We start from the raw sequence: 5,724 nt of genomic DNA on the forward strand, positions 1-5,724 counted from the left end.
GCTAAATCTTCAAATACCCCTTGTCGGCGGGGATCTGAGCTGCCGTCACCAGCGACGAGGCATCGCTGGCCAACCACACCACAATGTCGGAGATCAGGTCCGGGTCGGCGAGCGATTCCGTCGGCAGCGCGCCGGGGGAGAAGCTGTGGATGTAATTCGGGTGGTCGGCGAACACCTGGTACATAGAGACGTCGTTGCCCATCGGGGTGTCCGTGCCATACGGGTGCACGGAGTTGACCCGGATGCCGAATTCGCCGAGCTCGACGGCAAGCGAGTTGGTCAGCCCGACCACCCCGAACTTGCTGGCGCAGTAGTGGCCGCAGCCGGGAACGGCCTTGATTCCCGCCGCCGAACTGATCGTGATGATCGACCCGCCGTTGCCGGCCTGGATCATCGGCGGCACCACCGCCTTGATCGTGTTCCACAGCCCGGTCAGGTTGATGTCGAGGGTGTCCTGCCACTGTTCGGCCGAAATCTCCCACAGCCGGCCCCAATTGAGCACCCCGGCGTTGGCGACCACGATGTCCAGGCGGCCGAACTGGTCGATGGCGTCGCCGACCACGCGCTGCTGGCCGGCCGCGTCGCGAACGTCGACTTCCGAGGCGAGGATCTTGCGTCCCTCACCTTCCACCAGAATGACCGTTTCCGCGAGGTCCTCCGGCTGTGACGGGGCATAGCCGTTGTGCACGGTCACGGGTCCGCAGGCGTCGATCGCGATGATGTCGGCCCCGGCCCTGGCCAGCCTGATGCAGTGCGAGCGGCCCTGCCCGCGGGCGGCGCCCGTGACGTAGGCGACCTTGCCGGCCAACGGGAGATCAGTAGTCGTCATAGCGGCAAGCGTAGGAAACACTCAGCCGCGGCGGGGCCGAGTAAGAGTGAACTCTTCGACTACGCTGATCGCTCCGTAGGGGCCGTTGACCGCGTAGTGCGTCGCCTTGATCGACGTGTTGCCGCCCGGTGAGCCTGGGTCGACGTCGAATGCCACGAAACCGTAAGGGTTTTCGCGGTCACGAAACGCCGACCACGGCGCATCCTCCTGCACATAGATCGGTGCCTTGCGCCCGGTCGCCGGATCGAATGGGCCGACGTCGGTCAGCACGCGGCACCGCGGCCGAGGGAAGAACATGGTGTTCGACGGCGACGAGGTGCCGCCACCGCCGATGACCAGGTGCACCGTTCCCTTGCTGGTGTCGATGACGTCGGCGCGGGTTTCGACCGGGATCGGCGTTTTGGTTTCGCTGTCTTGTGTTCCCCGCACCGGATGCGAGCGTTCATAGTGGTGCTCGTGACCGCACAACACCAGGTCGACCTGGTACCGGTCGAACAGCGGTAGCCATTCCTGCCGGATGCCCAGGTCGGCGCCGTTGGTGTGATCGGCGGTGGAAATCGCGGTCTGGTGCATACAAACGACCACCCAGTCGACTCGCGGGTCGGCTCGTGCGTCGGCGAGTTCAGTTTCCAGCCAACGCTTCTGCGCGCCACCCGAGTAGCCGTGTATGTAGAAGTTGCCGGCGTCCTGGAAGCAGACGTCGTCGTTGTTGAGGCTGATCACTCGCACCGAGCCGGCGGTGAACGAATACCACAGGCCGCGGACCTCGGCGTCGGATCCCGAGTCGGGCACATCGAAGTACGTCTGGTAGGCGGCGTAACCGACCGGACCATTGCCCAATTCGTTTTCATGGTTGCCCGCCGCCGGCATCCATGGCCGGTAGCGGGCTGAACGCGTGTTGTTGTCGAACCAGTCCGACCAGGTCCGGATGCGGTCATGCGCGAGATTGGCATAGCACAGGTCGCCGTTGACGAGGTTGAACAGCGGACCGAGGCGTTCGATTGCCGTCGTGGTGTCCCCGGCTGCCGGCGACCCGAGGTTGTGGCCGCGATAACTGCCCTTCTCGAGTCGCCCCAGTGTCGGGATTGCCTGATCTCCGAAACTTGTGAAGCGGAACGGATTCCGTCCGGACGGACCAGTTCGAACGGCCCCCAGCTCCGGGGTGGTGCCGTCATGCACCGCGGCGTACACGTAGTCGGTGTCGGGAACCAGTTTGTCGATCCGGGCGTGGTTGACCCGAACTTCGTTGTTGGACTTCGCGTCCCGGTAGGTTCGAGTCTCGGCTTGTACGACACGGCCGAAGCCGGACGTCGGCGTGCCGACCATGACCCGCGGGTTGTGAACAGGGTCGGTGGTATGCCAGGAGACAACGACTTCGGTGGACGCATTCTTGCCGAATTGCAGATGCAGGCCGCCCACCGGTTGCGCGCCGCTCTGATCGGGCCGGGTCCACAGACTGGGGCCGCGACTCGGTGAGTCGAGCAGCGCAACGCCGCTCGCTCCGACGGCCCCACCGACGATGGCCGCCGTCGCACCCGTCGTCAGTAACGCCCGGCGGCTGATGCCTGGCGGTGATTCCGGCTGTTCGCCCATGCTTCCTTCATACCGGCCGCCGGGCGTGGGTACGTCGACGACAGCTCGCCGGCCGCCCGCGGCGCCTGGACGCCTATGGCACCAACGGCACGCGCCACAGCGGCATGCCGGGATCGATAAACCACAGCCGTATCGCTGTTACGCGCAGGATCCGCACTACGCCACTGATCATGATCACCGCGAGCGGCAGGTTACCGAGTGCGGCGGTCAGTACCGGCAAAACCATATCCCGTCCCGGGCCCGCGGTCACGATGTCGAACCAAGCATCACAGATCAGCAAAACCCCCGTCGTGAAGGCGGGCAGCACCACCAGTTGGCGACCCAGCCAGCCCAGTACCGCGGTCGCGGCCATGAACACGACGAGCAGACAGTCGAAGCCAATCCACGTTGCCGGCCAGTTTTGGGCAACATAGTTCGGGGGCAGGTTAAAGCCGAGGTAGACGATCCACGGGATCAACCCGATCACGCCGCCCACCATCAAGGTCAACCGATTCCGTCGCATCCGATGTGCCATGAGCGGTGGATACACTTCGTCTAGCGGACGCTGCAGCCGCTGAATCAGGTCGCGCCGTTCAGCGGGCGACATCGCCGCGATGCGGGCGTCGGACAGCACAACATCGCTAGAGCCAGCCATGACTCTTGAGTATCGCCTACGACCGCATAAACGACGCGGCGTGCGCACTGCGCGCAACAGGCCGGCGCCGACGCGGTGATGATCCCGCCGGGGTTTGCACTTGAGGCTTTCGGAAACTGCGATATTTTTAAGCATATTCTCAGCATGGGGCGATGCGATCCGGATTTTGATCATGATGTACAACAACCCGGCCACAAGCGGGGTCGATATGAGCCCGGAACTGTTGGTGCGGATGTTTGAGACCATCGAAAACCTCACAATGGTCAAAGGGTGCCCTGGTGACCTTTCCCGGATGCAGCGCGTCGACCGGCTCAGCGGCGGCGGGCTGCCTTTATACGACGGCATTAATCCGCTGGTGTTGGACGCCCCGCAGGCAGGGGCCACCGTTTGGTGCACGGCCGGACCGTGTCTGCGCCCACAGCCCTGCATCAACCTGTGCGGCGCAGTACGCGCCAGCGAATTGCCAAGGGCACAAGCCATTTACGCTGAGCTCAAGCGGATGTTGGAGTTCGCCGTGGGGGCGGGCCGGTCACCACGGCGAAGGCCGGCCTGGGGGCTGCTAGGCGTCGGCGTAGGGGAGCTGAGTCGACCCCTGCCGCCGCTTGACGACGAGGGCCGTGCCGCGCTGAAGAAGCTGCTGACCTACGCCTGACCGCGTCGGCGAGTGCGATGCGGATTCGTGCGCTCCGGTCTTTCCCTGAGAAGATCCCGGACCCGTGCGAAAGAAGACTTATCGCGAGCTGAATGTCTTTGGATTTTTTCAGCACAGCACCCGCGTCCGTGATTTACGATTGGCCGACCGTTATGCGCCCGAGTGAACGCTCTCCGAAAAAGTTAATCGAATTAACAGTTGCGAACAGTTGACCGGGGGCTTGACGTCTTCTGAAGGAGGTCGGAGGGTGTCGTTCGTAACGACGCAGCCGGAGGTGCTGTCGGGCGGTGCGGGGACGTTGTCGGGTATCGGTGATGCGATGGTGGCCCGGAATTCGGCCGCGGCGGCGCCGACGACGGGCTTGGCGCCGGCGGCGTCGGATATTCTGTCGGCGATGACGGCGGCACAGTTCGGTAAGCAGGGCGTGGCGTATCAGCAGGTCGCCGCTCAGGCGGCGGAAGTGCACGAGCAGCTGGTGGCCGCGTTACGCTCGGGGGCCGGGGCGTACGCGTTGACCGAAGTGGCGAATGCGGCAGCTGCAGGCTAAGGGGGGCTTGGGTCGATGAGCTTTATGCTGTTCCCGCCTGAGGTTAATTCGGCCCTGATGTATTCCGGGGCGGGGTCGGGACCGCTGATGGCGGCGGCGTCGGCCTGGAATGAGTTAGCCGCCGACCTGGAGAGCACGGCCACCTCGTATCAATCGGTGATCGCGCAGTTGACCGGCGGACCGTGGTTGGGTCCGACGGCGACGCGGATGGCCGCTGCGGCGGCGCCGTACATCGCGTGGTTGCAGGGCAGCTCGATCCAGGCTGCGCAGACCAGTGGTCAGGCCAGCTTGGCCGCTGCTGCCTATGAGAGTGCGTTTGACGCCACGGTGCCGCCGACGGTCGTCGCGGCCAATCGGGCACTCTTGGCGGCGTTGGTTGCCACCAACTTCCTGGGCCAAAACACTCCGGCGATCGCGGCCACCGAGGCGCTTTACATGGAGATGTGGTTCCAGGACGGCCTCACGATGGATACCTATGCACTGACATCGCAGCAGGCCATCGCGTTGCCGCAGCAGACCCCGGCGCCGACGACAAGCGATGGCGGGACGTCCGCCAACGCGGCCGCGGCGGCTCAGTCGACAGCGACTCCGGGCTCCGGCATCGGCTCGTTGGGCACGGACATAGAGTCACTTCTCTCGTTGGACACGAACCTGCAGTCATTCCTAACGAACGGCTTGACGAACGGCTTGACCAGCGTGCTGGGCGATCTTGGCGTACCGACGAGCTTGGACTCGACGATAGTGGGCGCGTTGACTTCGACAGGTCTGGGCTCCACGGACTCGATTCTTCCGGTTCAGGGGGTCTACTACGCGACGATGATGGCCAGCATGCCCGCCAAGATGTTGATCAGCATGGCCAACTCGATGAACGCGAGCCAGGCGATGCAGGCGAGCAATCAGGCAATGCTGGCCGATGTCTCTGCGCTCGTCGACGCCAAGATGAAAGCCATAATGGGCGGCATATCCGGCCAGCTGCGGGGGTTTGGGTCGGCGATCAGCGCGCAGCTGGCGTCGGCGCATCGACTGGGCGGGCTGTCGATACCGAATGGCTGGGCCAACGCGGCGCCGGAGATGGCGTCTCGCGCGGCCCCGGTGTTGCCCCAGACCAGCGTCAGCCCGGGGGCGTCGAACCTGCCCAACAGCCCGTTCACCCAAGCACTCATGGGGTCGCTCAGCGGGCGCGGTGTGGGCACCCAGGCGGCAAAGACAGCCCCCGTGAGAGTCGAAACCCGCACGCCGGCCGGCGGCTGAGAGGTGGGGGATGCCGTTGCCGCACAACGTATTCAACACTGAAATGACACCGAGGTAAGGGAGAAGGGGATATGCCTACGCGTTTTATGACTGATCCGCATGAGATGCGGTCGATGGCGGGCCGTTTCGATATGCACGCTCAGACGGTGGAGGACGAGGCCCGCAAGATGTGGGCGTCCTCGCAGAACATCGCCGGTGCGGGCTGGAGTGGGATGGCG

7 protein-coding genes are annotated in these 5,724 nt (G+C 64.6%); 4 read left to right on the forward strand and 3 right to left on the reverse strand.

Going from position 1 to position 5,724, the window contains the following annotated elements; all coding sequences use genetic code 11:
* Position 1: 1 nt before the first annotated feature.
* From VNW74_RS19640 to VNW74_RS19650, 3 genes are all read right to left on the reverse strand, one after another.
* The gene (locus VNW74_RS19640) at positions 2–829 is read right to left on the reverse strand and encodes a mycofactocin-coupled SDR family oxidoreductase (protein ID WP_325679831.1); all 828 of its coding nucleotides are present in this window, start codon (positions 827–829) and stop codon (positions 2–4) included.
* Between the two features lie 21 nt (positions 830–850).
* The gene (locus VNW74_RS19645) at positions 851–2,422 is read right to left on the reverse strand and encodes a metallophosphoesterase family protein (RefSeq protein WP_325679833.1); all 1,572 of its coding nucleotides are present in this window, start codon (positions 2,420–2,422) and stop codon (positions 851–853) included.
* 73 nt (positions 2,423–2,495) lie between these two features.
* Complete coding sequence (locus VNW74_RS19650) at positions 2,496–3,056, reverse strand: hypothetical protein (protein ID WP_325679841.1); 561 nt, start codon at positions 3,054–3,056, stop codon at positions 2,496–2,498.
* A gap of 208 nt (positions 3,057–3,264) precedes the next feature.
* On the opposite strand from VNW74_RS19650, the gene VNW74_RS19655 reads away from it, so the two are divergent.
* The 4 genes from VNW74_RS19655 to VNW74_RS19670 form a co-directional block, all read left to right on the forward strand.
* The gene (locus VNW74_RS19655; RefSeq protein WP_325679835.1) at positions 3,265–3,708 is read left to right on the forward strand and encodes a dihydrodipicolinate synthase family protein; all 444 of its coding nucleotides are present in this window, start codon (positions 3,265–3,267) and stop codon (positions 3,706–3,708) included.
* A gap of 247 nt (positions 3,709–3,955) precedes the next feature.
* Positions 3,956–4,255 carry a PE family protein gene (locus VNW74_RS19660; protein WP_325679837.1) on the forward strand — a complete coding sequence of 100 codons (300 nt, stop codon included), beginning with the start codon at positions 3,956–3,958 and terminating at the stop codon, positions 4,253–4,255.
* 15 nt (positions 4,256–4,270) lie between these two features.
* Positions 4,271–5,506, forward strand: a complete 1,236-nt coding sequence (locus tag VNW74_RS19665) for a PPE family protein (RefSeq protein ID WP_325679839.1) — start codon at positions 4,271–4,273, stop codon at positions 5,504–5,506.
* Between the two features lie 71 nt (positions 5,507–5,577).
* A partial coding sequence (locus VNW74_RS19670) for a WXG100 family type VII secretion target (RefSeq protein ID WP_325679843.1) occupies positions 5,578–5,724 on the forward strand: 147 nt, incomplete at its 3' end.

The sequence above is a fragment of the Mycobacterium sp. genome, from assembly GCF_035570115.1.
GTDB lineage: Bacteria > Actinomycetota > Actinomycetes > Mycobacteriales > Mycobacteriaceae > Mycobacterium.

Bases quoted from the DNA above. Each gene is read 5' to 3' on its own strand.
- VNW74_RS19640 (WP_325679831.1), bottom strand. From the start codon at position 829: ATGACGACTACTGATCTCCCGTTGGCCGGCAAGGTCGCCTACGTCACG.
- VNW74_RS19645 (WP_325679833.1), bottom strand. From the start codon at position 2,422: ATGGGCGAACAGCCGGAATCACCGCCAGGCATCAGCCGCCGGGCGTTA.
- VNW74_RS19650 (WP_325679841.1), bottom strand. From the start codon at position 3,056: ATGGCTGGCTCTAGCGATGTTGTGCTGTCCGACGCCCGCATCGCGGCG.
- VNW74_RS19655 (WP_325679835.1), top strand. From the start codon at position 3,265: ATGAGCCCGGAACTGTTGGTGCGGATGTTTGAGACCATCGAAAACCTC.
- VNW74_RS19665 (WP_325679839.1), top strand. From the start codon at position 4,271: ATGAGCTTTATGCTGTTCCCGCCTGAGGTTAATTCGGCCCTGATGTAT.